At 70.9% G+C, this 26,274-nt stretch carries 24 protein-coding genes; 12 read left to right on the top strand and 12 right to left on the bottom strand.

Annotated elements, in window-relative coordinates; genetic code table 11:
* Nucleotides 1–840, top strand: coding sequence for a MurR/RpiR family transcriptional regulator (locus tag P1K89_RS22410; RefSeq protein WP_284618749.1), 840 nt, complete (start codon nucleotides 1–3; stop codon nucleotides 838–840).
* A 75-nt stretch (nucleotides 841–915) separates the two neighbouring features.
* The gene (locus tag P1K89_RS22405; protein ID WP_284618748.1) at nucleotides 916–1,293 is read left to right on the top strand and encodes a hypothetical protein; all 378 of its coding nucleotides are present in this window, start codon (nucleotides 916–918) and stop codon (nucleotides 1,291–1,293) included.
* 43 nt (nucleotides 1,294–1,336) lie between these two features.
* Here P1K89_RS22405 and P1K89_RS22400 read toward each other — a convergent pair whose 3' ends face one another.
* From P1K89_RS22400 to P1K89_RS22385, 4 genes are all read right to left on the bottom strand, one after another.
* Nucleotides 1,337–3,256 carry a PhoX family protein gene (locus tag P1K89_RS22400; RefSeq protein ID WP_284618747.1) on the bottom strand — a complete coding sequence of 640 codons (1,920 nt, stop codon included), beginning with the start codon at nucleotides 3,254–3,256 and terminating at the stop codon, nucleotides 1,337–1,339.
* A gap of 45 nt (nucleotides 3,257–3,301) precedes the next feature.
* Nucleotides 3,302–4,291, bottom strand: a complete 990-nt coding sequence (locus P1K89_RS22395) for a 2-dehydropantoate 2-reductase (RefSeq protein ID WP_284618746.1) — start codon at nucleotides 4,289–4,291, stop codon at nucleotides 3,302–3,304.
* 13 nt (nucleotides 4,292–4,304) lie between these two features.
* Nucleotides 4,305–4,913, bottom strand: coding sequence for a PH domain-containing protein (locus P1K89_RS22390; RefSeq protein WP_284618745.1), 609 nt, complete (start codon nucleotides 4,911–4,913; stop codon nucleotides 4,305–4,307).
* A 119-nt stretch (nucleotides 4,914–5,032) separates the two neighbouring features.
* Nucleotides 5,033–5,728, bottom strand: coding sequence for an SDR family NAD(P)-dependent oxidoreductase (locus P1K89_RS22385; RefSeq protein ID WP_284618744.1), 696 nt, complete (start codon nucleotides 5,726–5,728; stop codon nucleotides 5,033–5,035).
* Nucleotides 5,729–5,859: 131 nt separating this feature from the next.
* Here P1K89_RS22385 and P1K89_RS22380 point away from each other — a divergent pair, with 131 nt between their 5' ends.
* Both P1K89_RS22380 and P1K89_RS22375 read left to right on the top strand, forming a co-directional pair.
* The gene (locus P1K89_RS22380) at nucleotides 5,860–7,047 is read left to right on the top strand and encodes an acetyl-CoA C-acyltransferase family protein (RefSeq protein ID WP_284618743.1); all 1,188 of its coding nucleotides are present in this window, start codon (nucleotides 5,860–5,862) and stop codon (nucleotides 7,045–7,047) included.
* 31 nt (nucleotides 7,048–7,078) lie between these two features.
* Nucleotides 7,079–8,032 (top strand): aldo/keto reductase, encoded by a 954-nt coding sequence (locus P1K89_RS22375; RefSeq protein ID WP_284618742.1) that lies wholly within the window; start codon nucleotides 7,079–7,081, stop codon nucleotides 8,030–8,032.
* 36 nt (nucleotides 8,033–8,068) lie between these two features.
* Here the strand turns inward: P1K89_RS22375 and P1K89_RS22370 are convergent, their stop codons facing one another.
* Nucleotides 8,069–8,371, bottom strand: a complete 303-nt coding sequence (locus P1K89_RS22370) for a putative quinol monooxygenase (protein WP_284618741.1) — start codon at nucleotides 8,369–8,371, stop codon at nucleotides 8,069–8,071.
* Between the two features lie 111 nt (nucleotides 8,372–8,482).
* Between P1K89_RS22370 and P1K89_RS22365 the strand changes: the two genes are divergently transcribed.
* Complete coding sequence (locus P1K89_RS22365; protein ID WP_284618740.1) at nucleotides 8,483–9,448, top strand: GlxA family transcriptional regulator; 966 nt, start codon at nucleotides 8,483–8,485, stop codon at nucleotides 9,446–9,448.
* A gap of 58 nt (nucleotides 9,449–9,506) precedes the next feature.
* Nucleotides 9,507–10,694: a M20 aminoacylase family protein gene (locus P1K89_RS22360; RefSeq protein WP_284618739.1), complete on the top strand. Its 1,188-nt coding sequence runs from the start codon at nucleotides 9,507–9,509 to the stop codon at nucleotides 10,692–10,694.
* Nucleotides 10,695–11,378: 684 nt separating this feature from the next.
* Here the strand turns inward: P1K89_RS22360 and P1K89_RS22355 are convergent.
* Together P1K89_RS22355 and P1K89_RS22350 are read right to left on the bottom strand one after the other, a co-directional pair.
* Complete coding sequence (locus P1K89_RS22355) at nucleotides 11,379–12,353, bottom strand: Bug family tripartite tricarboxylate transporter substrate binding protein (RefSeq protein WP_284618738.1); 975 nt, start codon at nucleotides 12,351–12,353, stop codon at nucleotides 11,379–11,381.
* A 40-nt stretch (nucleotides 12,354–12,393) separates the two neighbouring features.
* Entirely contained in the window at nucleotides 12,394–13,662 is a 1,269-nt protein-coding gene (locus tag P1K89_RS22350; RefSeq protein ID WP_284618737.1) for a pyridoxal-phosphate-dependent aminotransferase family protein, read from the bottom strand.
* Between the two features lie 130 nt (nucleotides 13,663–13,792).
* Between P1K89_RS22350 and P1K89_RS22345 the strand changes: the two genes are divergently transcribed.
* Together P1K89_RS22345 and P1K89_RS22340 are read left to right on the top strand one after the other, a co-directional pair.
* Nucleotides 13,793–14,500, top strand: coding sequence for a GntR family transcriptional regulator (locus P1K89_RS22345; protein WP_284618736.1), 708 nt, complete (start codon nucleotides 13,793–13,795; stop codon nucleotides 14,498–14,500).
* A gap of 13 nt (nucleotides 14,501–14,513) precedes the next feature.
* Nucleotides 14,514–17,588, top strand: a complete 3,075-nt coding sequence (locus P1K89_RS22340) for an FAD-binding and (Fe-S)-binding domain-containing protein (RefSeq protein WP_284618735.1) — start codon at nucleotides 14,514–14,516, stop codon at nucleotides 17,586–17,588.
* Here the strand turns inward: P1K89_RS22340 and P1K89_RS22335 are convergent.
* Nucleotides 17,585–18,508: an alpha/beta hydrolase gene (locus P1K89_RS22335; protein WP_284618734.1), complete on the bottom strand. Its 924-nt coding sequence runs from the start codon at nucleotides 18,506–18,508 to the stop codon at nucleotides 17,585–17,587. The two genes, P1K89_RS22340 and P1K89_RS22335, sit on opposite strands and share 4 nt — an antisense overlap.
* A gap of 90 nt (nucleotides 18,509–18,598) precedes the next feature.
* Here P1K89_RS22335 and P1K89_RS22330 point away from each other — a divergent pair, with 90 nt between their 5' ends.
* Complete coding sequence (locus tag P1K89_RS22330) at nucleotides 18,599–19,447, top strand: 3-hydroxybutyryl-CoA dehydrogenase (protein WP_284618733.1); 849 nt, start codon at nucleotides 18,599–18,601, stop codon at nucleotides 19,445–19,447.
* Here P1K89_RS22330 and P1K89_RS22325 read toward each other — a convergent pair.
* On the bottom strand, nucleotides 19,441–20,307 hold the full coding sequence (locus P1K89_RS22325) for a response regulator (protein ID WP_284618732.1): 867 nt from the start codon (nucleotides 20,305–20,307) through the stop codon (nucleotides 19,441–19,443). The two genes, P1K89_RS22330 and P1K89_RS22325, sit on opposite strands and share 7 nt — an antisense overlap.
* Nucleotides 20,308–20,376: 69 nt before the next feature.
* On the opposite strand from P1K89_RS22325, the gene P1K89_RS22320 reads away from it, so the two are divergent.
* Nucleotides 20,377–21,189, top strand: a complete 813-nt coding sequence (locus P1K89_RS22320) for an ABC transporter substrate-binding protein (protein ID WP_284618731.1) — start codon at nucleotides 20,377–20,379, stop codon at nucleotides 21,187–21,189.
* Here the strand turns inward: P1K89_RS22320 and P1K89_RS22315 are convergent.
* Nucleotides 21,180–21,803, bottom strand: coding sequence for a Crp/Fnr family transcriptional regulator (locus P1K89_RS22315; protein WP_284618730.1), 624 nt, complete (start codon nucleotides 21,801–21,803; stop codon nucleotides 21,180–21,182). The two genes, P1K89_RS22320 and P1K89_RS22315, sit on opposite strands and share 10 nt — an antisense overlap.
* Before the next feature lie 78 nt (nucleotides 21,804–21,881).
* Between P1K89_RS22315 and P1K89_RS22310 the strand changes: the two genes are divergently transcribed.
* Both P1K89_RS22310 and acuI read left to right on the top strand, forming a co-directional pair.
* Nucleotides 21,882–23,390, top strand: coding sequence for a M20 family peptidase (locus P1K89_RS22310; RefSeq protein ID WP_284618729.1), 1,509 nt, complete (start codon nucleotides 21,882–21,884; stop codon nucleotides 23,388–23,390).
* 57 nt (nucleotides 23,391–23,447) lie between these two features.
* Nucleotides 23,448–24,434: an acrylyl-CoA reductase (NADPH) gene (gene acuI, locus P1K89_RS22305; RefSeq protein WP_284618728.1), complete on the top strand. Its 987-nt coding sequence runs from the start codon at nucleotides 23,448–23,450 to the stop codon at nucleotides 24,432–24,434.
* 67 nt (nucleotides 24,435–24,501) lie between these two features.
* On the opposite strand, the gene P1K89_RS22300 is transcribed toward acuI, so the two are convergent.
* Nucleotides 24,502–25,326, bottom strand: coding sequence for an N-acyl amino acid synthase FeeM domain-containing protein (locus P1K89_RS22300; RefSeq protein WP_284618727.1), 825 nt, complete (start codon nucleotides 25,324–25,326; stop codon nucleotides 24,502–24,504).
* Between the two features lie 137 nt (nucleotides 25,327–25,463).
* Nucleotides 25,464–26,273 (bottom strand): enoyl-CoA hydratase/isomerase family protein, encoded by an 810-nt coding sequence (locus P1K89_RS22295; protein WP_284618726.1) that lies wholly within the window; start codon nucleotides 26,271–26,273, stop codon nucleotides 25,464–25,466.
* Nucleotide 26,274: the final 1 nt, after the last annotated feature.

Below are 26,274 nucleotides of genomic sequence, written 5' to 3'. Positions count from 1 at the left end.
ATGCTCAACCGCATCCAGACCCGGCTCGCGCAGCTGTCCACGGCCGAGCGCGCGGTCGGCGACTGGGTGATCCGCCACCCGCACGAAGCGCTCGGACAGGACACGCGCACGCTCGCGCAGCAGATCGGCGTCAGCCAGCCGACGCTCGTGCGCTTCGCGCGCTCGCTCGGCTGCGCGGGCTACGACGACTTCCGGCTGAAGCTCGCGCAGTCCCTCGGGTCGCGGCCGGCGGCGGCGGCCCCGCCGGTGACGCTGGCGACGCTGGCCGCCAGCCCCGACCTCGGCACGCTGGTGCGCGGCGTCTTCGATTTTTCGATCGCCGCGCTGACCCAGCTGGGCGAGCAGCTCGACGAAGCGGCGCTGGCGCGCGCGGTGGCGCTGCTCGACGGCGCCCGCCAGGTGCTGTGCCTGGGCTACGGCAACGCGGCCACCGTTGCCGACGATGCGCGGCGCCGGCTGCTGCGCCTGCAGCTGCCGGTGTCGTCGGCCGCCGAGCCGACGCTGCAGGCGCTGGCCGCGGCGCAGCTGGGCGCCGGCGACGTGCTGCTGCTGGTCTCGCACGGCGGGCGTGTGCCGGGCCTGCTCGAGATGACGTCCGAAGTACGCAGCCGCGGCGTGGCGACGATCGCGTTGACGGCCGGCGCGTCGCCGCTGGCCGCGGCGGTCGACGTCGCCTTGTGCGTCGACGTGCCCGACAGCGGCGACGCGCTGACGCCGGGCACCGCCCAGCTCGCGCAGTTGCTGCTGCTCGACCTGCTGGCGCTGGCGCTGGGCCAGGCGCGCGCGGCGAAGGCGATCCGGCCCCCGGCCAGGCGTCCGGCGCGCACGGCGCGGCGCTGACTTTCATCTCGCTGTCGGCCCGGCCGCGCGCTTGTCCGCTGGCGGCGCGTCGGCAGCGGGCCGACCATCGCCGGCATGGATGTCGTGCTGGTGGACCGCGGGCGTGCGCTGGCCCGCGTGGTGCGGCCCGCGTTGCCGGCGGGCGACCGCCTGCGCCGTGCCAGCGAGGCGCAGGTCGCGGCGGGCTGGTGCCCGCCGGCCTGGCGCACCCGCGCGATCCTGCTCGGCGCGACGGTGCTCGATGCAACCGCGCTGCGCGCCCTGCACCGCCTGTGGATCACCGAGCACGGCCCGCCGGCCTTCCTGCTCACGCCGCTCGGCGGCCCTGGCGAGGCGCGGCTGGCCGCGCTGGCGGGCCGGCCGCCGCACCGGGCAGCTGGGTGCGCCTGGCGGCCGGTGCATGCGCTGTCGCTGGTGCACCTGCTGGCGCTGGAGCGGCTGGCGGCCGCCTGAGGCCTGCCGCGGCGGCCGGGCGCACGGTGCGCTCGTGGCGGCTTCAGGTTCCGATCACGCCGCCGTCGAGCTTGCGGATGGCCACCGTCGCCGAACGCGGACGGCCGCTGCCGTCGGGCCAGCGCGAGAAGCGCATCGGGTTCGCGGGGTCGCTCTGCTCCGAGGGCGTCTCGCCCGGGTGCTGCACGTTGATGAACAGCGTGCGGCCGTCCGGCGTCATCGTGCTGCCGGTGATCTCGCAGCCGGCCGGGCCGGTCAGGAAGCGCCGGATCTCGCCGCTGCGCGGGTCGGCGGCCAGCAGCATGTTGTTGCCCAGGCGAGCGAACTCGCCCTGGCCGCGCACCGACGAGGACATGTCGGTGCAGATCCACAGCAGGCCGCGCTGGTCGACCCACAGGCCGTCCGGGCAGCCGAAGATGTCGCCGCGCACGTTGCCCTTGGCCTCGGCGCGTTCGTTGGCCGGGTCGCCGGCGAGCACGAAGTGGCTCCACTCGAAGGTCTCGCCGTCGAAGTCGCCGGCCTCCTTCCAGCGCAGGATGTGGCCCATCGTGTTGTGCGCGCGCGGGTTCGCGGCATCGACGCCCGGGTAACGATCGCCGCCGCGGTTCGTGTTGTTCGTCAGCGAGCAGTAGACCTCGCGCGTCTGCTGGTCGAGCGCGACCCACTCGGGCCGGTCGAGCTTGGTGGCGCCCAGCGCATCCGAGGCCTGGCGCGCCTTGATCACCACCTCGCCCTGGTCGGCGAAGCCGTTGGCCGCGGTCAGCGGCCCCTGGCCGTGTTGCAGCGGCAGCCAGCGGCCGCGGCCGTCGGCATCGAAGCGCGCGACGTAGAGCACGCCCTCGTCGAGCAGGCCGGCATTCGCCGCGGCGCCGCCCGGCTTCATGCGCTCCTTGCTGACGAAGCGGTAGAGGTATTCGAAGCGCGCGTCCTCGCCGGAATAGACCACCGCACGGCCGTCCTTCGTCAGCGCGACGGTCGCGCCTTCGTGCGCGGCGCGGCCCAGCGCGGTGCGCTTGACCGGCGTCGACGTGGGATCGAAGGGGTCGATCTCGACGATCCAGCCGAAGCGGTTCGGCTCGTTCGGATGTTTCGCCGCATCGAAGCGCTCGTCGTGCTCGTGCCAGCGCGCGCCCCTGCCCTTGCGCAGGCCCCAACGCCGATGGTGAGCGTCCACCGGATCGGCGTCGAGCGCGAAGTAGTAGGCCCAGTTCTCCTCGCCGGTCAGGTAGGTGCCCCACGGGGTCTTGCCGCTGGCGCAGTTGTTCAAGGTGCCCAGCACGCGGCGGCCCTGCGGGTCGGCCGCGGTCTTCATCATCGGATGGCCGGCGGCGGGGCCCTGCACCGCCATCGGCGTCGCCGCGGTGATGCGCCGCGCATGGCGCGACGGCCGCACGGCCTGCCAGCTGCCATCGGCGCGCTGCGCGATCTCGCTGACCGAGACGCCGTGCGCGGCCTGGGCCTTGCGCACCTTGTCGGCATGCCAGGTCTTGTCGCCGTCGGGATAGAGCAGGCCGTAGTCGACGTATTCGTGGTTCATCACCAGCAGGCCGCGGCGCGCGCCGTCCAGCGGGTAGTAGTGCACGCCGTCGTGGTGCATGCCCATCTGCAGTTCCTGCTCGGCGCCGCTGTTGCCGGCATCGGGCTTGAACGCAGGCATCGCGCCGGCCACGCCGACGGGATCGCCCCAGGGCACCAGCACCTGGTGCGTGTAGCCCTCAGGCACGCGGATCGCGTCCTCCAGCGACGCGCTGACGCTCTTGAAGCCCAGGCGCGGGCCGGCAGCCTCGGCGACCGCGCCCTCGCTGCGCGCCGTCGCGCAGCCGCTCAGGTTGGCCAGCAGCGCACTCGACAGCACCGCCAGGCCGCCGTGCAGCACGCGCCGGCGCGACGGGTCGGACACCTCGTGGATGCTGGGGTTGGAGGAGCGGTTGCTGTCCTCCATCGTGTCGAAGTCCTTGGCCATCGCGGGCTCCGTGAGCGACGAAATTTGCGATGGTGCCAGACCGGTTCAGGGCGGAGGATCGGGATACAACCCATGCACGCGGCCGAACAGCCGCGTCAGCCCCAGCAACGCGTCGATGTTCGGCGTCGGCACCCCCACGCGCTGCCCGATCTCGGCCACCGCGGCGACGATCGCATCGAGCTCGATCGGCCGCCCGCCTTCAGCATCCTGCAGCATCGAGGTCTTGAAGGCGCCGAGCTTGCGCGTCACCGCATTGCGGTCCTCCGGCGTCTGGTCGATCGTGCAGCCGATGCGCTCGCCGACCGTGGCGGCTTCGGCCATCGCCGCGTTGCAGAAGCGGCGCACCAGCGGATCGTCGAGGATGCGGTCGGCGGTCGCGCCGGTCATCGCCGACACCGGGTTCATCACCAGGTTGCCCCACAGCTTGTACCAGGCGCCGCGGCGGATGTCGGCCGACGCGGTGGTCTCGAAACCGGCCATCTCGAGCGCCACGCGCAGCGTTTCGACGCGCTCGCTCAGGCCGCCCAGGGGCTCGCCGATCAGCAGCGCGCGGCCCATCTTGTGCACGACGAGGCCGGGCTCGGCGACCAGCGCGCTGGCATGCACGACGCAGCCGACCACCCGCTCGAACGGGATCGCCGCGGCGATCGCGCCGCCGGGGTCGACGCTGGCCAGCGGCTCGGGACCCAGCGCCGGCGTCGCCGCGCCGAACCACCACGGCACGCCGTTCATCGCCGGCAATACGATGGTCTGCGGCCCGAGCAGCGGCGCGACCGACGCCGCCACCGCCGCCATCGACGGCGCCTTTACCGCGATGATCACGAGGTCCTGCTCGCCGAGCACGCGCGCATGCTCGACCGCCGCGACCGGCGACTGCTGAAGCTCGCTGCCCTCGCGCAGCCGGAAGCCGTGGCGCCGCAGCGCGGCCAGGGTCGCGCCGCGCGCCAGCGCCGACACCTGGTGCACGCCGGTGGCCGAGAGCTTGGCGCCGATCAGCCCGCCGATCGCGCCGGCGCCGACGATGCAGACCTTCATGGTCCGCGGGGGTTCAGTTGTGGATGTAGCGCTCGAACACCGGGCTGAAGTCGCGGCGGTGGAAGCGCTCCAGCATGGTCTGGTTGAGCGTATTGAGGATCGCGTTGTAGTGCTGCGTCAGCGCGTCCTCGCTCTGCACCGTGTTGATCTTGTACATCGAGGCCACCGCGTTCAGGCTGTGCATCGCGTTCTCGCGTGCCAGTGCGTCGCGGTGCTGCATCTTGCCGATGGTGATCAGCGCCTTGTAGATGTCCTTCACCGATTCGATGAAGTTCTTGCGCACGTCGATGCTGAAGACGTTGTCGCCGATCGTGAACTTCAGCTCCACGTCCATGTCGATGGTGCCGGCGGTCTCGATCGTGACGTTGGCGAAGTGGTGCGTCGCGTAGTCGTAGCGCTTGATCGTGCGCTTGGACGACACGGCCGAGTCACCGTCGACGTGCACCAGCCCGTAGTTGGTGAAGCAGTATTCGTCCTTCTTGGACTTGATCAGGAAGAAGATCTTCTCGCCATCCTCGTTGAAGAGGTAGTCGTCGGCATCGACCTTGTTGTAGTCGGCCGGCGGCACGATGACGCCGATGTCGCTCAAGCCGAGGGCTTCGGAGGCAAGCTTCTTGAACATGATGGTTCCCTGAGGCGAGGAAAGGATCGGGACGATAGCGCGTCGTGCGGCACCGCGCGATCCCCTGCTACGTCCGCGGAACGATCGAAACGATCGAAACCCGTCGGCGCGCCGCGCGCTCAGACCCGGCCGCTGACCGGGATGCCTGCGCCGGTGATCGCCCGCGCGCCATCGGACAGCAGGAAGGCGATCACGTCGGCCAGTGCCTCGGGCGTGACCCAGCGGGTGAAGTCGGCCTGCGGCATGTCGCGGCGGTTCGCGGGCGTGTCGATGATCGACGGCAGCACCGCGTTGACGGTGATGCCCTTGTCCTTCGTTTCCTCGGCCAGCGCCTCGGTCAGGCGCAGCACGCCGGCCTTCGACGCGGCGTAGGCGCCCATGCCCAGGCCGGCCTTCGCGGCCGCGCCGGCGCCGACGTTGACGATGCGCCCGCCACCGCCTTGCAGCATGTGCGGCAGCACCGCCTGGCAGGCGTTCAGCGTCGTGGCGACGTTGATCGAGAACATCGCCTGCCAGGTGGCCGGATCGCCGCCGTCGATCGTCTCCCAGCGGAAGCCGCCGGCGACGTTGACCAGCCCGTCGATGCGCCCATGCCGCGCGGCCACCGAATCGACCGCCGCGCGCGTCGATTCGGCGCGGCTCAGGTCCACGCCGGCGAGCAGTTGGTACGCGCCGAAGGCCTCGGCCACCGTCGGCGGCACCGCCGGCGCGGCGTCCAGCAGCGCCAGGCGCGCGCCCTGGGCTGCGAGCGTGCGGGCCAGCACCTGGCCCAGCGCACCGAACGCGCCGGTGACGATGACCGTGGGAGAGCTCATGGGAATCCTTTGCTTGAGATGAATCAGGGGCGACGATGCCGACGCAGGGGATTGTCGGCGCGTGGACAGACGCGCCCCGCGCCCTGCGCGATGATCGCGACTTTATTGCACCGCAACATCAGGAGCCCCCCATGGCCAGCACCCGTGAAGTCTTCGTCCTCGGCGCCGCCCGCACCGCCATCGGCACGTTCGGGGGCACCTTGAAGGACGTGCCGCCGATCGACCTGGCGACGCTGACGATCAAGACCGCGATCGAGCGCGCCGGCATCACGGCGGACCGCATCGGCCATGTCGCGATGGGCAACGTCATCCCCACCGAGACGCGCGATGCCTACCTCGGCCGCGTCGCCGCGGTGAACGCCGGCGTGCCGAAGGAGACGCCGGCCTTCAACGTCAACCGCCTCTGCGGCTCGGGCCTGCAGGCCATCGTCTCGGCGGCGCAGGCGCTGATGCTGGGCGATTGCGATCTCGCGATCGGCGCCGGCGCCGAATCGATGTCGCGCGGGCCCTACTTCGTGCCCGCCGCGCGCTGGGGCCAGCGCATGGGCGATGCGCAGCTGCTGGACTACATGGTCGGCATCCTGCACGACCCGTTCCACAAGATCCACATGGGCATCACCGCCGAGAACGTCGCCGAGCAGTTCGGCATCACGCGGCAGCAGATGGATGAGCTGGCTGTCGAGAGCCACCGGCGCGCCGCCGCGGCCATCGCCGCGGGCCGCTTCGTCGAGCAGATCGTGCCGGTCGAGATCGCCAGCCGCAAGGGCACGGTGCAGTTCGCGACCGACGAGCACGTGAAGGCCGACACCACGCTGGAGACGCTGGCGAAGATGAAGCCGGCCTTCAAGAAGGACGGCACGGTGACCGCCGGCAACGCCTCCGGCATCAACGACGGTGCGGCCGCGGTGGTGCTGGCCAGCGGCGACGCGGTGGCCGCGCACGACCTGAAGCCGCTGGCGCGCCTGGTGGGCTACGCGCACGCCGGCGTCGAGCCGACGATCATGGGCATCGGCCCGGTGCCGGCGACCAGGGAGGTGTTGAAGCGCACCGGCCTGAAGGTCAGCGACCTCGACGTCATCGAGGCCAACGAGGCCTTCGCCGCGCAGGCGTGCGCGGTCAGCAAGGGCCTGGACCTCGACCCGGCCAAGGTCAACCCGAACGGCTCGGGCATCTCGCTGGGGCACCCGGTCGGCGCCACCGGCGCGATCATCACCACCAAGGCGCTGTACGAGCTGCAGCGCACGGGCGGCCGCTACGCGCTGGTGACGATGTGCATCGGCGGTGGCCAGGGCATCGCGGCGATCTTCGAACGCTGCTAGAAAGGCGACTTCCCTCTCGAAGGAAGCCCCCATGCAACTGCGTCCCCTCGGCCGCTCCGGCCTGCAGATCGCGCCGCTGGTCTTCGGCGGCAACGTCTTCGGCTGGACGGCCGACGAAGCCACCTCGTTCTCGCTGCTCGATGCCTTCGTCGACGGCGGCTTCAACCTGATCGACACCGCCGACGTCTATTCGCGCTGGGCCACCGGGCACTCGGGCGGCGAGTCCGAGACGGTGATCGGCAAGTGGCTCAGGAAGTCCGGCAAGCGCGACAAGGTGCTGATTGCCACCAAGGTCGGCAAGGACATGGGCGGCGGCAAGGTCGGCCTGTCGCGGGCCTACATCCGCCAGGCGGTCGAGGATTCGCTGCGACGGCTGCAGGTCGACCGCATCGACCTGTACCAGTCGCACGACGACGACCGCGACACGCCGCTCGAGGAAACGCTCACCGCCTTTGCCGAGCTGATCGCCGAGGGCAAGGTGCGCGCGATCGGTGCGTCGAACTACAGCGCCGAACGGCTCGTCGAAGCCCTGGCGCTCAGCGAACGCATCGGCCTGCCGCGCTACGAGAGCCTGCAGCCGCTGTACAACCTGTGCGACCGCGCGGCCTTCGAGGCCGAGTTGCGCGCGGTCTGCGTGCAGCAGGAAGTCGGCGTCATCAACTTCTTCGGCCTCGCGCGCGGCTTCCTGACGGGCAAGTACCGCAGCGAAGCGGACCTGGCGAAGAGCCCGCGTGGCGCCGGCGTCAAGTCGGCCTACTTCAACCCGCGCGGCTGGCGCATCCTGGCCGCGCTGGACGCGGTGGCCGAGCGCCTGCATGCCACGCCGGCGCAGGTGGCATTGGCCTGGCAGATGGCGCAGCCCGGCATCACCGCGCCGATCGCCAGCGCGACCTCGCTGGCGCAATGGGCGGAGCTGGCCCGGGCCGCGACGCTGCAGCTCGACGCCGCGGCATTGCACAGCCTGAGCGAAGCCAGTAACGAGTGAAGGACGCGGCCGAGGCCGCGTCGCTTCAGGGCGGCATCAGCCCTTGTTCTTCAGCCCCAGCACCTCGATCGGCTCGATCGACGGCGGCTGCGAGAACAGCTCCGCGCCCTTGCTCATCAGCGCCTGCGCGATCGGGCCGGTGAGGTGCGTCTGGCGGCCGGCCTCGTCGTGGAAGGCGTCGAAGACACCGAAGGTCGAGGGGCCGAGGCGCAGCGCGAACCAGATCGGCGTCGTCGGCTCGTCGTTGGCCATCGCCAGCGCGGCGTGCAGGAACTGCGCGACCTCGGCTTCCTTGCCCGGCTTGGCTTCGAGGCGGGCGAACAGTGCGAGCTTGATCATGTGAATCTCTCCTGAATCGGGTTGCGTCGGGGAGTCGACGGGAACGGACTGTAGGCAGGCGCCGGCTCCGCAACCATTGCCGCGAATGACAACTTTGGTATCGTTCGCGCCATGAAGCTGATCGTGCTCGCCCTCGATGGCGTCTTCGATACCGGACTCGCCGCGATCCTCGACACCCTGGGCACCGCGAACGAGCTGGCCGCGATTCAGGGCCTGGATGTGCCGCCCTTCGAGCTCCAGGTCGCCGGCGTGCGCCGCCGTGTGCACACCGCGCAGGGTTTCTCGGTCCCGGTGCAGCCGTTGACGGGCCGCGAGCGCCCCGACTGGGTGGTGGTGCCGGCCATCGGCGCCAAGATGCCCGAGCCGCTGTGTACCGCGCTGGACCGCCGCGACGTGCACGAGGCCGCCGCGCGCTTCGCCGACTGGCATGCCGGCGGCGCGCGCCTGGCCGCGGCGTGCATCGGCAGCTTCGTGCTCGCCGAATCGGGCCTGCTCGACGGGCAGGACGCGACGACCTCGTGGTGGCTCGGTCCCCTGTTCCGCCAGCGCTACCCGAACGTGCGGCTCGACGAGTCGCGCATGCTGGTGCCCTCGGGCCCCTTCGTCACCACCGGCGCCGCGCTCGGCCACATGGACCTGGCGCTGTGGCTCGTGCGCCAGGCCAGTCCCGAGCTCGCCGCGGTGACCGCGAAGTACCTGGTCGTCGACCACCGCGCGTCGCAGGCGCCCTACGTGATCCCCGACCACCTCGCGCATGCCGATCCGCTGGTCGGCCGCTTCGAGCGCTGGGCGCGCGCACGGCTGCACGAGGGCTTCTCGCTCGACGACGCGGCCGGCGCGCTGGCCACCAGCAAGCGCACCTTGCAGCGGCGCATCGAGGCGGTGCTGGGCAAGTCGCCGCTGTCCTATGTGCAGGACCTGCGCGTCGAGCGCGCGGTGCACCTGCTGCGCACCACGCGCGACGACATCGAGCGCATCGCCGCGCAGGTCGGTTATGCCGACGGTGTCACCCTGCGCTCGCTGCTGCGGCGCAAGCTCGGCCGCGGCGTGCGCGAACTGCGCGCCGGCGGGGCGTAGGGCGCGGTGCAGAATCGGCCGCACCGCCCCTTCCGTCCACCCGCCACGCCGCCTGACGATGAACGCCCCGCTGCCGCTGCCCGCGCTCGACGACATCCGCGAACACGAAGCCGAGATGGTCGCCATCCGGCGCCAGATCCACGCCCAACCCGAGCTGGCCTACGAGGAACACCAGACCTCGGCCCTGGTCGCCGAACGCCTCGAGCGCTGGGGCTACGAGGTGCACCGCGGCCTCGGCGGCACCGGGGTCGTCGGCACGCTGCGATGCGGCACGTCGACGCGGCGCATCGGCCTGCGCGCCGACATGGACGCGCTGCCGATCCAGGAGACCAGCGGCAAGCCGTGGGCGAGCCGGGTGCTCGGCCGGATGCACGCCTGCGGCCACGACGGCCACACGGCGATGCTGCTGGCCGCCGCGCGCCACCTGGCGGCCACGCGGAACTTCGACGGCATCCTGCACCTCGTCTTCCAGCCGGCCGAAGAAGGCCTGGGCGGCGCGAAGAAGATGATCGAGGACGGCTTCTTCGACCTGTTCCCCTGCGACGCGATGTTCGGCCTGCACAACATGCCGGGCCACCCGGTCGGAAAGCTCGGCTTCCTGGCCGGGCCGATGATGGCCAGCTCCGACACGGTGATCGTCACCGTGCGAGGCAAAGGCGGCCACGGCGCGAAGCCGCACCGCAGCGTCGACGCGGTGGTCGTCGGATCGAGCATCGTGATGGCGCTGCAGACGGTGGTCTCGCGCAACGTGCCGCCGCTGGAGATGGGCATCGTCACCGTGGGCGCGTTCCTCGCCGGCAATGCGCCGAACGTGATCCCGGAGACAGCCACGCTTCGGCTGACCGTGCGCGCCTACCGGCCCGAGGTGCGCGACCTGCTGCAGGAGCGCATCACGGCCATCATTCGCGCCCAGGCCGAAAGCTACGGTGCCAGCGCCGAGATCGACTACCAGCGCCGCTACCCGATGGTGATCAACCACGAGCGCGAGACGGCGTTCGCGCGCCAGGTCGCGCTGGACTGGGTCGGCGAACCGGGCTTGATCAAGAACCTGCAGCCGCTGACCGGCAGCGAGGACTTCAGCTTCTTCCTCGAGCAGGTGCCCGGCTGCTACTTCCTGCTCGGCAACGGCGAAGGCGATGCCGGCGGCTGCGACGTGCACAACCCCGGCTACGACTTCAACGACGCGGCGTTGGGCACTGGTGCCAGCTTCTGGGTGCGGCTCGCGGAGTCCTATTTGTCGAAGTGAGCGTCCAGGCGAATCGCCGAATCAGGAGTTGATGCTGATCGCCATGGCTGTTTCGGTCCGATGCAACGGTCGTCGGTCGCTTGCCTGATGTGTGCGCTTCTCTGGGCGTGTCTCTCTTGCCAACCGGCCGGGTCTCGTCCCGGCAGGCGAGTCACTTTGGTGTCCGCATAACATCGCTTCGCGAAGTGAGCGGCCCCCCGCTTCGCGAGCTTCTGTTGGCCCAGAAGAAAGTAACCAAAGAAGAGGGCCTAACGTTCATCAGGCCGTCCAGATGAGACGTTGGGCAGGACGCTGTCACTCACTGCTCCGGCGTCCTCAATACCCCGAACCGAGGTCATTTGCCCATACATCAACGCTCTCCGTCGCGACCGGGACCGCTGCGAGTGCGCCGAGTCGCGACGAACGGCACAGGCGTATGGGCAATTCGACCTCGGTTCGGGGTATTAAGAGTGCCAGGGCGGTGAGTGACAGTGTCCTGCCCAACTCCTCATCTGGACGACCTGATGAACGTTTGGTTTTAGGTGCTTTCTTTGCTTCTTTCTTTGCACCAGCAAAGAAAGAAGTCGGCCGCCGGGCCGAGACCCGGCACCGTGGCAGGACGGAAACCTCGCGAAAGAACGCGAAGAAGACGACACGTCCGACTGACCGCAACGGCCCGTGAGCCGACACCCGATCAGTCAGCGTTCAGCTGTCGACCTTGACGTTCCCCTCCTTCACCACCTTGGCCCACTTGACGGTCTCGCTGGCGATGAAGTCGCGGAACTTCTCGCGCGTGCCGCCGCCGTCCTCGGCGCCGTAGGTGTCGAGCTTCTCCTGCACGTCGGGCATCGCCAGCACCGCGTTGACGTCGGCGTTGACCTTGTCGGCGATCGCCGCCGGCAGCTTCGCCGGCGCGACGAGGCCGTACCAGGTCGTCGCCTCGAAGCCGTCGAAGCCGAGCTCCTGCATCGTCGGCACCGTCGGGTGGCCTTTCGCGCGCTTGGCGCGCGTCTGCGCGATCGCGGTCACCTTGCCGCTCTTCACATGCGGCGTCGCGGCGGTCATCGTCTCGAAGCAGTACTGGATCTGGCCGCCCATCAGGTCGGTCAGCAGCGGGCCGCTGCCCTTGTACGGAATGTGCAGCGCATCGACCTTCGCCTGCTGCTTGAAGAGCTCCAGCGCCAGGTGCTGCGCCGAACCGAGGCCCGCCGAACCGAAGCTGACCTGACCCGGCTTGTTCTTGCACAAGGCGACGATCTCGGGCAGCGTCTTCGGCTGGCCGGGATGGCCGATCAGCAGGTTGGGCGTCACGCCGACCAGCACGATCGGCACGAAGTCGCGCTCGATGTTGTAGCGCAGCTTGGGCTGCAGGCTGGCCGCCAGCGCATGGCTGTTGATGTGCGCCATCAGCAGCGTCGAGCCGTCGCCGGGCTGCAGCGCCGTGTACTCGGCCGCCAGCACCCCGGCGACGCCGGCCTTGGTCTCGACGATGACCTGCTGCTTCCACATCTCGGTGAGCTTGGCGGCGACCACGCGGGCCAGCGCGTCGGTGCCGCCGCCGGGCGGAAAGCCGACGACGATGCGCACCGGGCCGGTCGGCCAGCTCTGCGACAGCACGTGCGGCGCGGCCAGCGTCGCGGCGGCCGCGCCGGCGACCTGGATCAGGGTTCGACGTTGCATGGTGGTCTCCTGTGTCTTTGAACGTTATGCAGGGCCGGTCTCAGGCGGCCTGCTGCAGCGCACGCGGCGAAGCATGCGCCGCTGAACGGTCCTGCGCGGCATGCGCCGCGAAGTGGTCCATCGCGGCCTGGACGCCGCTGCCGGCGATTCCGATGCCGGCCAGCTTCAGCCCCATCTCGACGCCGGCCACCATCGCGATCAGCGTCAGGTCGTTGCTGTCGCCCAGGTGGCCCATGCGGAACATGCGGCCCTTGAGCTTGCCCAGGCCCGTGCCCAGCGACAGGTCGAAGCGTTCGTGGATCAGGCGCCGCAGCGCGTCGGCATCGACGCCGGCCGGCGTGACCACGCCGGTGAGCACCGGCGAATACACCGCCGGGTCCGCGCACTGGATCGGCAGGCCCCAGGCCTGCACCGCCGCGCGCACGCCGGCCGCCCAGCGCTGGTGGCGCGCAAACACGTTGTCCAGGCCTTCGCCGAGCAGCATGTCCAGCGATTCCGACAGGCCGTACAGCAGGTTGGTGTTAGGCGTGTAGGGCCAGTAGCCCGACTTGTTCATCTCGACGATCTCGTCCCAGGCCCAGAACGAACGCGGCAGCGTCGCGCGCTTCATCGCCTCCAGCGCCCGCGGCGACAAGGCGTTGAAGCTGATGCCCGGCGGCAGCATCAGGCCTTTCTGCGAACCGCTGATCGTCACGTCGACGCCCCACTCGTCGTGCCGGTAGTCGGCCGACGCGAGGCCCGAGATCGTGTCGACCATCAGCAGCGCCGGATGGCCGGCGGCATCGATCGCGCGGCGCACCGCGGCGATGTCGCTGGTGACGCCGGTGGAGGTCTCGTTGTGCACGACGCACACGGCCTTGATCGTGCGGCCGCTGTCAGCGCGCAGCCGGGCCTCGATCAGCTCGGGCTGCACACCGCGGCGCCAGCTGATGGGCAGCCCGGTCTCGGCGTCGGTGCCGGGCAGCGCCAGGAACTCGGGTTGCAGGCCCAGCCGCAGCGCCATCTTCTGCCACAGCGTCGCGAACTGGCCGGTCTCGTACATCAGCAGGTGATCGCCGGGGCTCATCGTATTGGCGAGCGCCGCTTCCCACGCCCCGGTGCCGGAAGCGGGATAGATCGCCACCGGGTGGCGCGTCTTGAAGACCTCGCGGATGCCGGCCAGCACCTTCAGCCCGAGCGCGCCGAACTCCGGCCCGCGGTGGTCGATGGTCGGCAGGCTCATCGCGCGCAGGATGCGGTCGGGCACCGGGCTGGGGCCGGGGATCTGCAGGAAGTGGCGGCCGCTGGGATGGTGGTCGAGCTGGAGCATGGGGTCACGTCCTTTCGCAGCCAAGTTTTGCATGCAAAATGCAAAGAAGTTCGCTGATTAACCCTATCAATCCGAGATTGCCGCGCCTGTTTTTTGCATGCAAACTCAGCTTGACCCACTCACGAAAACCATGGCAGAAGTCATCCAGATCGCCCGCCTCGGCCTGCACGACCAGGTTGCCGCGCGCCTGCGCACCATGCTGGTCGAAGGCCGCATCGCGCCCGGCGCCAAGCTCAACGAGCGCGAGCTCGCCGAACAACTGCACGTGTCGCGCACGCCGCTGCGCGAGGCGATCAAGATGCTCGCGATGGAGGGCCTGGTCGACCTGCTGCCGAACCGCGGCGCGGTCGCGGTCAAGCTGTCGGAGACCGACGTGGTGCACACCTTCGAGCTGCTGGCGATGCTCGAAGGCCTGGCCGGCGAGCTGGCCGCGCAGCGCATCACCGAGCCCGAGCTCGCCGAGCTGCGCGCCAAGCACTACGAGATGCTGGCCGCCTTCGCGCGGCGCGACCTGTCCGCGTACTACCGCCTGAACGCGCAGATCCACGCGGCCATCGGCGACGCGGCGAAGAACCCGGTGTTCAACACCACCTACCGCGCGGTCAACGCGCGCGTGCAGTCGCTGCGCTTCCGCACCAACCAGAACGAGGCGAAATGGAAGCGCGCGGTGAAGGAGCACGAGCAGATGATCGAGGCGCTCGATGCCCGCGATGGCGCCGCGCTGAAGGCCATCCTGCAGCAGCACCTGGCGCACAAGCGCGACACCGTGCTCGAGCTGATGCGCGCCGGCGACGTCTACGCCGGTCACGCCGGCCAGGCCGGTCACGCCGGCGCCTGAGCCGACATCCCCGATGAAACTCGACACCCCTGCGCGGCTGCGCCCGCCATTGACCGAGGTGGCCGACCCCACCGCGTTGCCGCCGAACGAGGTCTGCGAGGCGCTGGCCCGCCGCCTGCGGGCCGAGACGCGCGGCGAGGTGATGTTCGATGCCGCGTCACGTGGCCGTTATGCCACCGACGCGTCGATCTACCAGATCATGCCGGCCGGCGTGTTCGTGCCGCAGACGGCCGAGGACGTCGCCACCGCGCTGGCCATCGCGCGCGAATTCAAGGTGCCGGTGCTGCCGCGCGGCGGCGGCACCAGCCAGTGCGGCCAGACCACCGGCGCCGCGCTGGTGATCGACTGCAGCAAGCACCTGCGGCGCGTGCTGGCGGTGGATGCGCAGGCCGGCACCGCCGTCGTCGAGCCGGGGCTGGTGCTCGACCACCTGAACGCGCAGTTGAAGGCCCACGGCCTGTGGTACCCGGTCGACGTGTCGACCAGCGCGCAGGCCACGCTGGGCGGCATGGCGGGCAACAACTCCTGCGGTTCGCGCTCGATCGCCTACGGCAACATGGTGCACAACGTGCTGGGCGCGAGCGCCTGGTTGTGCGAGGGCAGCCTGCTGGACTTCGGCCCCGTCGCGGGCCTGACCGGCCGCGCCGCGCAGATCGCCGACCACGTGCGTGCGCTGGCGCAGCAGCATGCCGCCGAGATCGACGCGCGCTGGCCCAAGGTGCTGCGGCGCGTCGGCGGCTACAACCTCGACATCTTCCGGAACCAGAACGAGCGGCCGTACACATCGGACGGCAGCGTCAACCTCGCGCACCTGCTGGTCGGCTCGGAAGGCACGCTGGCCTTCACCCGCAGCCTGACGCTGAAGCTCAGTCCCTTGCCGAAGGCGAAGGTGCTGGGCATCGTCAACTTCCCGACCTTCCACGCGGCGATGGACGCGGCGCAGCACATCGTCAAGCTCGGGCCGACCGCGGTCGAGCTGGTCGACCGCACGATGATCGAGCTGAGCCTGCAGAACCCCGCGTTCCGGCCGGTGATCGAGACCGCGCTGATCGGCCGGCCGGCGGCGATCCTGCTGGTGGAGTTCGCCGGCGATGCAAAGGCGCCGCTGCTGCCGAAGCTGAAGAACCTCGATGCGCTGATCGGCGACCTCGGCCTGCCGGGCGCCGTCGTCGCGATGCCCGACGACGCGCCGCAGAAGGCGCTGTGGGAGGTGCGCAAGGCGGGCCTGAACATCATGATGAGCCTGAAGGGCGACGGCAAGCCGGTCAGCTTCATCGAGGACTGCGCGGTGCCGCTGGAGCACCTGGCCGAGTACACCGACGCGCTGACCGAGGTCTTCGCACGCCACGGTACGCGCGGCACCTGGTATGCGCATGCCTCGGTCGGCACGCTGCACGTGCGGCCGATCCTCGACATGCGGACAGACGGGGCGCAGAAGATGCGCGCGATCGCCGACGAGGCAGCGGCACTGGTGAAGAAGTTCAAGGGCGCCTACAGCGGCGAGCACGGCGACGGGCTGTGCCGCGGCGAGTGGATCGAGTGGCAGTTCGGCCCGGCGATCAACGAGGCCTTCCGGTCGATCAAGCAGCAGATGGACCCCGACGGCCTCTTCAACCCCGGCAAGATCATCGACCCGCCGCGCATGGACGAAGGCTCCCTCTTCCGCTTCCCGCCGCCCTCGGCACCCAAGCCCTACCGCCGCATCGAGCTGAAGCCGGTGCTCGACTGGTCGGCGTGGAACGTGCAAGCCGACCCGGTCACCGAGGTCACGACGCCGCCCGGCAGCGGCGGCGACTCGACCGGCGGCTTCGCGAAGGCCGTCGAGATGTGCAACAACAACGGCCACTGCCGCAAGTTCGACGCCGGCACGATGTGCCCGAGCTACCGCGTCACGCGCGACGAGCAGCACCTGACGCGCGGCCGCGCGAACACGCTGCGGCTGGCGCTGTCGGGCCAGCTCGGCCCCGACGCGCTGGCGGGCGACGCAGTGGCCGAGGCGATGGACCTGTGCGTCAGCTGCAAGGGCTGCAGGCGCGACTGCCCGACCGGCGTCGACATGGCGAAGATGAAGATCGAGTGGCTGGCGCACCGCACTGCGCGCCACGGCCTGTCGATCAAGGACCGCCTGATGGGCGCGCTGCCTGCGATCGCGCCCTGGGCCAGCCGCGTGCCGGGCCTCGCGAACCTGCGCAACCGGCTGCCGTGGGCGCGGCGCCTCGGCGAGCGCTGGTTCGGCATCGCCGCCGCGCGTTCACTGCCGGCCTGGCGGCGCGACACCTTCTGGCACCAGCGCCCGCGCGGCCTGGCTTCCCGCGACAAGGTGCTGAGGGCCGCGGCCGCCGGCGACAAGGCCGTGGTGCTGTTCGTCGACACGTTCAACGGCTTCTTCGACAGCGAGAACGCGCGCGCCGCCGTGCACGTGCTGCAGGCCGCCGGCTACCTGGTGCATGCGGTGCACAAGGGCCACGGCCCGGCGGATCAATCCGCCCACTGCTGCGGCCGCACGCTGCTGGCCTCGGGCCAGGTCGACGCAGCGAAAGCAACGCTGGGCGCACTGGTGGACGCGCTGCTGCCCTTCGTGCAGGCCGGGCTGCCGGTGGTCGGCCTCGAGCCGTCGTGCCTGCTGACCTTGCGCGACGAGGCGCTGGTGATGGGCTTCGGCGACAAGGCCGAGCAGATCGCGAACGCGTCGCATCTGTTCGAGGAGTTCGTCGCCGCCGAGCTGCGCGCGGGCCGCTTCGCGCTCAAGCTCAAGCCCGCCGAACGGCCGATCCTGCTGCACGGCCACTGCCACCAGAAGGCTTTCGGCGCGGTCGAGCCGATCCTCCAGGTGCTGCGGCTGATCCCCGGCGCGCAGCCGGCGCTGATCGAGTCGAGCTGCTGCGGCATGGCCGGCAGCTTCGGCTACGAGGCGAAGCACCATGCGGTGTCGATGCAGATGGCCGAAGCCGCGCTGCTGCCGGCAATCCGCGCGCGGCCGGACGCGATGATCGTCGCCGACGGCACCAGCTGCCGGCACCAGATCGCCGACGGCGCGCAGCGCGAGGCGCTGCACGTCGCGCGGCTGCTGGAGATGCAGCTGGCCTAGCGCGAAATCGACGCGGCCGCCGGATCGATCGCCGCCATCGTGCGCGGCGCCGCCGGCGCGCGCACGAAATCGACCACGTCGTCGAGCACCGGCGCCAACCGGCGCAGCGGCCGTGCGATGGCGGCGACCACCGGTTCGTGCCCCAGGCCCTCGTACTGCCGCAGCGCCACCGGCGCGCCGGCGTCGCGCAGCGCATGCGCCAGGCCGACCGTGTTGCGCAGCGGGTTGATGCGCTGGTCGTCCAGCCCGACCGCCAGCAGCGCCGGCACGCTGGCGCCGATCACATGACGGATCGGCTGCGAGTCGCGCGGCACGTCGGGATGGTGGAACACCGACTGCACCTCGGGTGTCTTGATCGGCAGGAAGTCGTAGGGCCCGGCCAGGCCGATCCAGCCGGCCAGTTCCTCGGGCCGGTGGCCTGCGGCCGCGAGCCAGCGCGCATCCAGCGCCAGCATCGCGGCGTTGTAGGCGCCGGCGCTGTGGCCCATCACGAAGAAGCGCTTCGGATCGGCCTGCCAGGCGGCCGCGCGGTCCAGCGCGAAGCCGGCGGCGCGGGCGCAGTCGTGCAGGAACTCGGGGTACTTGACCTCCGGATGCAGCCGGTAGTCGGCCACCATCACCATCAGCCCGCGCTCGGCCAGGGCCTCGCCGACGAAGCGGTAGTCGGCGCGTTCACCGCGGTTCCAGGCGCCGCCGTAGAAGAACAGCACCAGCGGATAACCGCCGGGCGGCGCCGCGCCGGCGGGGCGGTACAGGTCGTAGCGCTGGCGCGGCAGCGGGCCGTAGGCCTCGCCGGCCGCGGCGCGGCGGCTGTCGACGGCGGCCAGCAGGTTCAGCGCCTTCAGCGGCGCCAGCGCCGCCGCGGCCACGATCGCGACCAGCAGCGCGGCCAGCGCGCCCAGCAGGAGTTTGAGGGTCATCGATCGGTCTACGCAGTGACAGGCACCCCGGATGCGGGCGCGGATAATTCGCCGCACTGCAACATTCCACCCGATCCGGAGTTTTTCGTCATGAGCATCAACACCATCGGCATCGTCGGCGCCGGCACCATGGGCAACGGCATCGCGCAGGCCTGCGCGGTCAAGGGCCTGAACGTCGTGATGGTCGACATCAACGACGCCGCCGTGCAGCGCGGCCTCGCCACCGTGGCCGGCAGCCTGGACCGGCTGATCAAGAAGGACAAGATCAGCGCCGCCGACAAGGACGCCGCGCTGGCCAAGATCAAGGGCACGACCCGCTACGAGGACCTGACGACGGCGCAACTGGTGATCGAGGCGGCGACCGAGAACGAGGCGCTGAAGCTGAAGATCCTGGGCCAGCTCGATGCGCTGCTGCCCGCCGAAACCATCATCGCCAGCAATACCAGCTCGATCTCGATCACCAAGCTGGCCGCCTCGACGCAGCGCGCCGACCGCTTCATCGGCATGCACTTCTTCAACCCGGTGCCGATGATGGCGCTGGTGGAGATCATCCGCGGCCTGCAGACCAGCGATGCGACGCACGACGCGGTGAAAGCGATGGCCGAGGCCCTCGGCAAGACGCCAGTGACGGTGAAGAACGCGCCCGGCTTCGTCGTCAACCGCATCCTGGTGCCGATGATCAACGAGGCCTTCTTCGTGCTGGCCGAAGGCCTGGCGACGCCGGAGGACATCGACGCCGGCATGAAGCTCGGCTGCAACCACCCGATCGGCCCGCTGGCGCTGGCCGACATGATCGGCCTGGACGTGTGCCTGGCGGTGATGAACGTCTACGTCGAGGAGTTCGCCGATTCGAAGTACCGCCCGGCGCCGTTGCTGAAGGAAATGGTCGCCGCTGGCTGGCTGGGCCGCAAGACGGGCCGCGGCGTCTACCGCTATTGAGGGCCGACGCTGCGCTCGCGCAGCGCGGCGCGGATCGTGCCGGTGAGCGCGGCCAGCGCGCGCTGCAGCGCGCGCTCGTCGGCGGCCAGGGCCTCGGCGTCGAGCTCGTGGCGTGCGGCGCGCTCCAGCGCCTCCTCGAAGGCCAGCGCCTGGCCCGACAGCGCCAGTGCGCCGATCGCGCCGCAGCTGCCGCGCAAGGTGTGCACCAGCGCGCGCGCCTCGCCGTGCGCGCCCTCGGCGAGCAGCGCCGCCAGCCGCGGCAGGCCGCCGCGGTAGTCGTCGGCGAAGCGCTGCAGCACGCGCAGGAAGAGGTCGTCGCGCCCGGGCAGGTGCATCAGCGCGCGCGACGTCACGAGGCCCGGGATCTCGGGCAATGCGGGCGGACGGTCGGCCGTGGAGGCCGGCCGGCCGGCCGGCGGGCGCGGTGCAGGCACGGGTGTTTCATGCAGCCAGTGCTGCATCAGCCCGTACAGCTGGTCCGGATCGACCGGCTTCGCGATGTGGTCGTTCATGCCCGCATCGAGGCAGGCCGCGCGGTCCTCGCCGAAGGCATTGGCGGTCATCGCGAGGATCGGGGTCCGCGCATGGTGGGACAGCTGCCGGATGCGCCGTGTCGCTTCCAGCCCGTCGAGGCCGGGCATCTGCACGTCCATCAGCACCAGGTCGTAGTGCTTGCGTTCGGCGCAGGCCAGTGCGGCGCTGCCATCGGAGCTGACGTCGACCACCGCGCCGACGGCCTGCAGCAGCTCGACGGCCACTTCCTGGTTGATCAGGTTGTCCTCGGCCAGCAGCACGCGCACGCCGCTGAAGTCCGGCCGGCCGGCCGGCGAAGAAGGGATGTGGGCGTGCTCGTCGGCCATCGTGCTGCGTGAGGTCTGCGGTCGATGCTACACGCGGCCCCGGCGCCAGCGCATCGCACAATGCCACCGATGGACATGGATCGTTCGGGCCTGCCCCGCCGCATCATCTGCCTGACGGAAGAGCCCACCGAGGTGCTGTACGCCCTGGGCGAACAGGACCGCATCGCGGGCATCTCGGGCTTCACCGTGCGCCCGGCCCGGGCGCGCCAGGACAAGCCGCGTGTCAGCGCCTTCACCAGCGCAAAGATCGACCGCATCCTGGCGCTGGCGCCGGACCTGGCGATCGGCTTCTCCGACATGCAGGCCGACATCGCCGCCGCGCTGGTCAAGGCCGGCATCGAGGTGTGGATAGCCAACCATCGGTCGGTGGACGGCATCCTCGGCTACGTGCGCCGGCTCGGCGCGCTGGTGGGCGTGGCCGCCCAGGCGGCGCGTTATGCCGACGCGCTGGCGGCGCAGGTGGATGCGGCGCGCGAAGCGGCCGCGCGGCTGCCGCGCCGGCCGCGCGTGTACTTCGAGGAATGGGACGAACCGCGCATCAGCGCGATCCGCTGGGTCAGCGAGCTGATCGGCATCGCCGGCGGCGACGACATCTTCCCGCAGCGCGCCGCGGCCAGCCTCGGCCGCGACCGCATCGTCGCCGACGATCGCGAGACCATCGAGGCCGCGCCGGACATCATCATCGGCTCGTGGTGCGGCAAGAAGTTCCGGCCCGAGCAGGTCGCCGCGCGGCCCGGCTGGGCGGACGTGCCGGCGGTGCGCGACGGCCAGCTGCACGAGATCAAGTCGCCGATCATCCTGCAGCCGGGGCCGGCGGCGCTGACCGACGGGCTGGCTGCGCTGCAGCGCATCGTCCGCGACTGGGCCGAGCGTCAGGGCTGACGCTCCGCGCCGGCGGACCCTGTGCGACCGCCGATGCCAAGGCGGCGCCGAATGCGCGACAGCGCGACGTCGGTGATGCCGAGGTAGCCGGCGACGTGGCGCAACGGCACGCGCGCCGCGATGGCCGCGTATTCCGAGAGGTAGGCGCGGTAGCGGTCCGGGGCATCGAGCAGCAGCAGCTCGGCCTCGCGCGCCGCCAGCCGCGCGAACACCCGCCCGAGCCCGGCGACGAGCAGTTCGCCGACCGCCGGCCACTGCAGCGACCAGCGCTGCAGCTCGGCATACGACAGCTGCACCACCTGCAGCGGTTCCAGCGCCTCGATGAAGTACGGGCTGGGCGCCGGCCGGGGCGGCACGCCCGCGCCGACCCAGGCGCCTTCGGCATGAAAGGACTTGTTGCGCTCGAGGCCGTCCGGCGCCAGGCAGTACAGCCGCACCAGTCCGGATTCGATGAACCACAGGTCGTGCGCCGGCTCGCCGGCAGACAGCAGCCGGGCACCCGCCGGCCACCGGCGGCGCGGCAGGGTGGTCCACGCCCGCGCCAGCAGCGGCTCGGCGTCCAGCACGCGTGCCAGCCCGGGCCCGCAGGGCGAACAGGCGTCGTCGGACAGCATGCGAATGAACCCTGGTTAATGCGGCGGCGTGCGCGGCTTCGGATCATGCCAGCCCGATCCACCCGACAAGGCTTCACAGTGCCCTTCCCGACGACACCCGAGATCCCGCCCACGCGCCGTCCGTGGCGAACCGCCCTGCTGCTGATCGCCGGGCTGGCGGCCCTGCTGGCGCTGGCCGTGGGGCTTCGCACCGCGTCGCTGAGCTCGCGGCAGCTGGCGGTCGCGCCGCTGCCCGCACTGCCCATCGACACGGCGGCTGCGGCCGAGCGCCTGGGCGGCGCCGTGCGCATCCGCACCGTCTCGATCGACGGGCAACCCGGCGCCAGCGCCGCTGCCTTCGCCGAGCTGCATGCGCATCTCGAGCGTTCGTTCCCGCTCGTGCACCGCACACTGAAGCGCGAGCTGGTCAACCGCCACAGCCTGCTCTACACCTGGACCGGCAGCGACCCCTTGCAGCCGCCGATCCTGCTGATGGCGCACCAGGACGTCGTGCCGGTGGCCGCCGGCACCGAGGGCGACTGGCAGCAGCCGCCGTTCAGTGGCGCGCTGGCCGACGGCCACGTCTGGGGCCGCGGCGCGTGGGACGACAAGGGCAACCTGATGGCGATGTTCGAGGCCGTCGAGCGCTTGATCGCCACCGGCATGCAGCCGCGCCGCACCGTGGTCTTCGCCTTCGGGCACGACGAGGAGATGGGCAGCACGGCCGGACGCGACGGCGCGTCGGCCATCGCGGCGCTGCTGCGCGCACGCGGGCAGCGCTTCGCCTATGCGCTCGACGAAGGCCTGCTGGTCACCGAGGGCGTGATGGCCGGGCTCGACGCGCCGGTGGCGCTGATCGGCGTCGCCGAGAAGGGCTACCTGACGCTGGAGCTCACCGCCCACGCGCACGACGGCCACTCGTCGATGCCGCCGGCGCGCACGGCGATCGGCAGCCTGGCGGCCGCGCTCGACGCCCTGCAGCATGCGCCGATGCCGGCGGACCTCGACGGCATCGCCCGAGGCCTGTTCGACACGCTGGCACCGGAGTTCAGCGGGCCGAATCGATGGCTGCTGTCGAACCTGTGGCTCTTCGGACCGCTGGTGCAGCGGCAGCTCGAGCGCATGCCTTCCGCGAACGCGATGCTGCGAACCACGATCGCGCCGGTCAGCGTGCGCGCCGGCGCCAAGGACAACACCCTGCCCGCACAGGCGGTCGCGCGGCTCAATCTGCGGCTGCTGCCGGGCGACGCGCCGGCCGCGGCGCTGGACCACGTGCAGCGCGCGGTCGATGCGCACGGCGTTCGCGCCGCGAGCAGCCCGGGCGGCTGGGCCGGCTCGCGCGTGTCTCGGCACGACAGTGCGGGCTACCGGCAGATCGAACGCACGATCCGGGAGGTGTTTCCCGGCGCGCTGGTCGCGCCCGGACTGATGGTCGGCGCCACCGACACCCGGCACTACGTCGACCTGGTCGACGACATCTACCGCTTCACGCCGCTGCGCGCGCGGCCCGAGGACCTGCCGCGCTTCCACGGCACGAACGAACGCGTCGCGGTCGACCGCTACGCAGAGATGATCCGCTTCTATCACCGGCTGCTCTCGCAGTCGTGACGGCGACTGTGGTGATTCGGACCGCGTGCGATCATCCGGCGCTCCAGGAGAGACACCATGTTCAAGGCCGTGCTGCTGTCGCAGACCGAGGACCGAAAGACGCGCGCCGAGCTGCTCGAGCTCGACGACGATCGCCTGCCGGACCGCGACGTCACCGTCGACGTCGCCTACTCGACGTTGAACTACAAGGACGCGCTGGCGATCACCGGCCGCGGCGCCGTGGTGCGAAGCTGGCCCCTGGTGCCCGGCATCGACCTGGCGGGCACCGTGCGCGACAGCCGCCAGCCGGACTGGCAGCCCGGCGACCAGGTGGTCGTCACCGGCTGGGGCCTGGGCGAGAACCACTGGGGCGGCCTGACGCAGCGCCAGCGCGTCGACGCCGGCTGGCTGCTGAAGATCCCGGCGCCGTTCACGCCGCGCAGCGCGATGGTCATCGCCACCGCCGGCTTCACCGCGGCGCTGTGCGTGCAGGCGCTGCAGCGCCATGGCCTGCAGCCCGGCGACGGCGAGGTGCTGGTGACCGGCGCGGCCGGCGGCGTCGGCTCGATCGCCGTCGCGCTGCTGGGCGCGCTGGGCTACACCGTCGTCGCGTCGACCGGCCGCCCGCACGAGGCCGACTACCTGCAGGGCCTGGGCGCACGCCGCATCGTCGACCGCGCGACCTTGACCGAAGCCGGCAAGCCGCTGCAGAAGGAAACCTGGGCCGGTGTGGTCGACACGGTCGGCAGCCACACGCTGGCCAATGCCTGCGCGCAGACGCGCTTCAACGGCGCGGTCGCGGCCTGCGGCCTCGCGCAGGGCGGCGACTTCCCGACCACCGTGATGCCCTTCATCCTGCGCGGCGTCACGCTGTACGGCATCAACAGCGTCTTGGTGCACAACGATCTGCGCCGCGAGGCGTGGGCGCTGATGGCCAGGCACCTCGATGCGGCGAAGCTCGAGGTGATGAGCACCGAGATCGGCCTGTCCGAGGTGATCGCCTATGCGCCGAAGCTGATCGACGGCCAGGTGCGCGGGCGCACGATCGTCGACGTGAACCGCTGACGCCGAAAGCACGACGGCCGCCTTGCGGCGGCCGTTCAGCGGGCGTGATGGGCGCAGCCTGCGCCGGTCAGCCGGGCATGAGATCCGAAGGCAGGTGCTCGTCCTCGCGCTCGCTCTCCGGCTTGGCCAGCTGCTGCTCGCGCAGCGCCTGCACGGCCTGCATGCGGCCCATGATGCTGGCTTCCTCGGTCAGCGAGAAGGCGAACGGGAACAGCGAGCGTTCGTTCGCGGCGCGGTCCGGCTGGCCGCCGAACTCGCCGATCTGCTGAAGGATGTAGGCGAAGTCCACCGCCAGCAGCACCGCCGGTGCGCGCACCGTGCGGTTCAGCCGTTCGCTGCCGATGACCTTGAGGCCCAGCATGCGCTCGTAGTAGCGCACGTGACGCGGGTTCACCTCGATCAGCAGCATGTCGTGGCCGCGGATGCGATGGGCGACGATGTACGCGACATGGAACAGCGCCGCCAGCACGCGCTTGGTGGCGGTGGTGGGGTCGACCGCCAGCTTGGTGAATTCGCACAGCCGCCGGCCCTGCGCGCGCAGCGCCTGCACTTCTTCCGGGAAGGCATCGTCGGCGCTGAGCCGGTTCGGCCCGTCGAAGGACACGGTGATCGTGCCGATCGACTGGTCGTTCTCCATCGCCGCCAGCGTGAACTTGTGGACCGACTGGTCCGTCGGCAGGCTCACCTGCTGGTAGCCGCGCCACGCGTAGCGGTGCTTCAGCAGGCTCTCGACCAGGCCGCGCCGGCCCTTCTGGTCGGCGACCTTGATCTTGAAGCGGCGGGGTCCGGGGGCACCATCGGGCAGCAGGTCGATCCGCGGGTTCTCGACCAGCATGTTGCCGGAGTTGCGGCGCCACATCAGCGATGCGGCGATGATGGTGCTGGATTTCAAGGGGAGGACGTGCTCTCGGGTCCGTACCGCGCCCGGGTTAGGCACTGTGCGGCGATGATAGCCCCGAACCCACGTTACAAATCGAACCTTTGCGTCAAAGTGCGGGGAAGCCCCAGGCACTCCATCCCCCGTTCTACCTATCGGTCGTCATCGTGCGTCGGCGGCCACTGGAAACGGGGCGGCTGCTTGGCCAGGAAGCGTTCCACGGCGTCGGCCTGGTAGGCGGTGTCGAAGCAGCGCGCCTGGTGCTCGGCCTCCAGGGCCAGCATGGTCGGCAGGTCGCTGGCCAGCGAGCGCGCGACATCCTGCTTGATGTGTCGCACCGCCACCGGCGACGCGTCGACGAAGCTGCGCGCCAGCGCGCGCGCCCGGTCGAGCAGCCGATCCTCGGGGTGCAGTTCCATCACCAGCCCCAGCCGCTGCGCTTCCTCGGCGCCGACCTCGCGAGCCGACAGCATCAGCTCCTTCGCGCGCTGCACGCCGACGACGCGCGGCAGCGTGTACATCGCGCCGAAGTCGGGGCCGAGGCCGACCTTCATGAACGACAGGCAGAAGCGTGCGCGCGGCGACGCCAGCACCACGTCGGCCGCCAGCGCGAGGCCGAAGCCCGCACCGTAGGCCGGGCCGTCGACCGCGGCGATCAGCGGCCGGTCGAGCTCGATCAGCTGCGTGAGCCAGGGCTGGAACTCGCGCATGCGGGCCTGCCAGCGTTCGAAGTCCATCGTCGGGCGCACTTCGGCCATGCCCCGCAGGTCGCCGCCGGCACAGAAGGCGCCGCCCGCGCCGGTGAGGATCACCGCGCGCACGGCATCGTCGGCGACGATCGATGGCACCAGCGCGGCGAGCGCGTCCTTCATCTGCGCATCCAGCGCATTGCGCGCCTGGGGGCGGTTCAAGGTGATCGTCGCGACGCCATCGGCGACGTCGACCAGCACGGTCTCGTTCATC

The organism is Aquabacterium humicola (genome assembly GCF_030167915.1).
GTDB lineage: Bacteria > Pseudomonadota > Gammaproteobacteria > Burkholderiales > Burkholderiaceae_C > Pseudaquabacterium > Pseudaquabacterium humicola.
This window is presented reverse-complemented; position numbering and strand designations above follow the sequence as displayed.

Excerpts from the sequence above, each read along its gene's own strand:
- P1K89_RS22410 (WP_284618749.1), top strand. The coding sequence starts at position 1 with ATGCTCAACCGCATCCAGACCCGGCTCGCGCAGCTGTCCACGGCCGAG.
- P1K89_RS22400 (WP_284618747.1), bottom strand. The coding sequence starts at position 3,256 with ATGGCCAAGGACTTCGACACGATGGAGGACAGCAACCGCTCCTCCAAC.
- P1K89_RS22390 (WP_284618745.1), bottom strand. The coding sequence starts at position 4,913 with ATGTTCAAGAAGCTTGCCTCCGAAGCCCTCGGCTTGAGCGACATCGGC.
- P1K89_RS22380 (WP_284618743.1), top strand. The coding sequence starts at position 5,860 with ATGGCCAGCACCCGTGAAGTCTTCGTCCTCGGCGCCGCCCGCACCGCC.
- P1K89_RS22365 (WP_284618740.1), top strand. The coding sequence starts at position 8,483 with ATGAAGCTGATCGTGCTCGCCCTCGATGGCGTCTTCGATACCGGACTC.
- P1K89_RS22405 (WP_284618748.1), top strand. The coding sequence starts at position 916 with ATGGATGTCGTGCTGGTGGACCGCGGGCGTGCGCTGGCCCGCGTGGTG.
- acuI (WP_284618728.1), top strand. The coding sequence starts at position 23,448 with ATGTTCAAGGCCGTGCTGCTGTCGCAGACCGAGGACCGAAAGACGCGC.
- P1K89_RS22340 (WP_284618735.1), top strand. The coding sequence starts at position 14,514 with ATGAAACTCGACACCCCTGCGCGGCTGCGCCCGCCATTGACCGAGGTG.
- P1K89_RS22360 (WP_284618739.1), top strand. The coding sequence starts at position 9,507 with ATGAACGCCCCGCTGCCGCTGCCCGCGCTCGACGACATCCGCGAACAC.
- P1K89_RS22350 (WP_284618737.1), bottom strand. The coding sequence starts at position 13,662 with ATGCTCCAGCTCGACCACCATCCCAGCGGCCGCCACTTCCTGCAGATC.
- P1K89_RS22325 (WP_284618732.1), bottom strand. The coding sequence starts at position 20,307 with ATGGCCGACGAGCACGCCCACATCCCTTCTTCGCCGGCCGGCCGGCCG.
- P1K89_RS22315 (WP_284618730.1), bottom strand. The coding sequence starts at position 21,803 with ATGCTGTCCGACGACGCCTGTTCGCCCTGCGGGCCCGGGCTGGCACGC.
- P1K89_RS22345 (WP_284618736.1), top strand. The coding sequence starts at position 13,793 with ATGGCAGAAGTCATCCAGATCGCCCGCCTCGGCCTGCACGACCAGGTT.
- P1K89_RS22295 (WP_284618726.1), bottom strand. The coding sequence starts at position 26,273 with ATGAACGAGACCGTGCTGGTCGACGTCGCCGATGGCGTCGCGACGATC.
- P1K89_RS22395 (WP_284618746.1), bottom strand. The coding sequence starts at position 4,291 with ATGAAGGTCTGCATCGTCGGCGCCGGCGCGATCGGCGGGCTGATCGGC.
- P1K89_RS22330 (WP_284618733.1), top strand. The coding sequence starts at position 18,599 with ATGAGCATCAACACCATCGGCATCGTCGGCGCCGGCACCATGGGCAAC.
- P1K89_RS22355 (WP_284618738.1), bottom strand. The coding sequence starts at position 12,353 with ATGCAACGTCGAACCCTGATCCAGGTCGCCGGCGCGGCCGCCGCGACG.
- P1K89_RS22320 (WP_284618731.1), top strand. The coding sequence starts at position 20,377 with ATGGACATGGATCGTTCGGGCCTGCCCCGCCGCATCATCTGCCTGACG.
- P1K89_RS22385 (WP_284618744.1), bottom strand. The coding sequence starts at position 5,728 with ATGAGCTCTCCCACGGTCATCGTCACCGGCGCGTTCGGTGCGCTGGGC.
- P1K89_RS22370 (WP_284618741.1), bottom strand. The coding sequence starts at position 8,371 with ATGATCAAGCTCGCACTGTTCGCCCGCCTCGAAGCCAAGCCGGGCAAG.
- P1K89_RS22335 (WP_284618734.1), bottom strand. The coding sequence starts at position 18,508 with ATGACCCTCAAACTCCTGCTGGGCGCGCTGGCCGCGCTGCTGGTCGCG.
- P1K89_RS22375 (WP_284618742.1), top strand. The coding sequence starts at position 7,079 with ATGCAACTGCGTCCCCTCGGCCGCTCCGGCCTGCAGATCGCGCCGCTG.